The organism is Pseudoalteromonas sp. SR45-5 (assembly GCF_014163565.1).
In the GTDB taxonomy this organism is placed as follows: Bacteria; Pseudomonadota; Gammaproteobacteria; order Enterobacterales; family Alteromonadaceae; genus Pseudoalteromonas; species Pseudoalteromonas distincta.
Genome location: NZ_JACJDN010000627.1, coordinates 1 through 2,294, shown reverse-complemented (window position 1 = coordinate 2,294; position 2,294 = coordinate 1). Strand labels below are relative to the sequence as shown.

At 39.9% G+C, this 2,294-nt stretch carries 1 protein-coding gene; it reads left to right on the top strand.

Features of this window, described 5'->3' with window-relative positions; all coding sequences use genetic code 11:
• A partial coding sequence (locus tag H5072_RS17280; RefSeq protein WP_182694248.1) for a glycosyltransferase occupies positions 1 to 2,294 on the top strand: 2,294 nt, incomplete at both ends.

Below are 2,294 nucleotides of genomic sequence, written 5' to 3'. Positions count from 1 at the left end.
AAATATAATCAAGACAACCCAGAGCAAACAGTTGCACTTGAGTGGATAGATAGTTTTTGTAAAAAATTATACGACGATAACCTAGGCGAAATGCAGGTATTAGGGAATTTAGACAAGCGTGAAACCTTAATAGATTGCGCCGAAAAATATTCCGACCATATTTATAATGCCTACTATCAGTACTATTCTACCGAGCAAGATGTTCCGCTTAAAAATAATTTAAATACTGAGCGCGTACTAATTATTGGCGACTACCATATACCGCAATGTATACGCTATCGGATTGACCAAAAAGTAGAGCAGTTAGAATCACAAGGTAAAACCGTTACAACAATTAACTGGACCGAGCTTGAGCAAAGTTATAACCAGGTGGCACTCCACGATATTGTTATTTTTTATCGTACTCCTGCGGTGCCAAGCGTTTTAAAAGCATTGGCACAAGTAAATGCAAATGGCAAAGCATCATTTTTTGAGATTGATGACCTATTGTTTGAGCCAAGCTACCCAGCGCCAATAGAAACATTTGGTGGTTATGTTGATATAAGTACACATATAGAGCTGCGCAAAGCTCCTGCTAGCTTTTCAGCACTTGCCAAGCGTTGCCGATTTGGTATTGCCTCTACCGAGTTACTTCGTGAGAAACTAGCTAAGCTAGTAAGCTCAAATATATGCTTGCTACACCGAAATGGATTAGACGAGCACAACTACTTTGCCAACCTTAAAAAGCCTGATAAAAAGACCATAGATATATTTTATGGTAGTGGTACACAAGCTCATAATACCGATTTTATTGAACTTGCCTTACCTGCACTTGAGCAAGTATTGAGTACGAATAACAGTGTAAGGTTAATTATTGCTGGTTATTTAGAGTTACCACAAAGCTTTAAGCAGCGATTTAAAACGCAGCTACTAACTGTACCACCTGTTAAAAGTATAAAAGCGTATTGGAACTTGCTAGAACAAGCCGATATTAATTTAGCTATTCTTACTGATGACGAAACCAATGGTTGTAAAAGCGAGCTTAAATGGTTTGAAGCAGCGTGCTTAGGTGTGCCATCAATAGTTAGTAGTACTGCAAATTACCGTGATGTAATAAATCATGGTGAAGATGCACTAATGGTTGCCACTGTAAACGAGTGGACAGATGCGTTAGCCTCGCTTATTAATAGCAAAGAGCTACGAGCAAACATTGCCACCAAAGCACTTGAGCGTGTAAAAGCCGAATACACAGTTGAAGCACTAGGTGAAAAGCTAGTAGCTGATATTGCAAACACAGTAAGTGTTAACGTAAAACCTAAAAAGAAAATAGCGCTTGTTAATGTGTTTTTTCCGCCGCAGTCTATTGGTGGAGCAACACGTGTGCTTTCTGACAACTTTGATATTTTGCAAAAGCAATACGGCGATGACTTTGAGCTGGTTGTATTTACATCAGACGAGCGCTGTACCACGCCATACAAGCTAGAAACCTACCAACATCAAGGTGTAACAGTATACCGTTCAACCATATTATTTAGAGAAAATATGGATTGGCACCCAAAAGATGAAAACATGTACGACTTGTTTGAAGAGTTTTTACAGCTTGAACAACCAGATTTAGTGCATTTTCATTGTGTGCAGCGCTTAACTGCCTCGGTGGTAGAGGCAACTAAAGATAACAACATACCTTATATTGTTACAGCGCACGATGCGTGGTGGATATCGGACCATCAATTTTTAATTGATCAAAAGGATAACGTATATCCTAACGGCCACCCAGATATGTTTGCCCCGCGTGTTTTACCTAATAACGTATCGTTAAGCGACTCTATAGAGCGAATAAACTATTACAAAGAGCTGCTGAATGGTGCTACTAAATTACTGACCGTATCAGAGTGTTTTGCAGACATTTATGCACAAAACGGCTACCCCGACATAGCCGTAAACAAAAATGGCATTAGCTCAACTGTGCAGTGGCAACCTAAAAAGACTGACTATACAGAAAATGTTGTGTGCGCTCACATTGGCGGCATGGCCAACCATAAAGGGTACTTTTTACTTAAACAGGCTATTGAGCAGCAGCAGCCTAAAAACCTTGAAATGCTAATAGTTGATCATTCAAAAGAGCAAGGTTACGAGCATAAAACCAAATGGGGTAAAGTGCCTGTCACCTTTATAGGGCGGGTAAACCAGCAAGGCGTGGTAAACCTATACCAAAAAATAGATGTACTTTTTGCCCCTTCATTGTGGCCTGAAAGCTATGGCTTAGTAACCCGTGAAGCTGCAGCAAGTAATTGTTGGGTAGTGGCAAGTACATT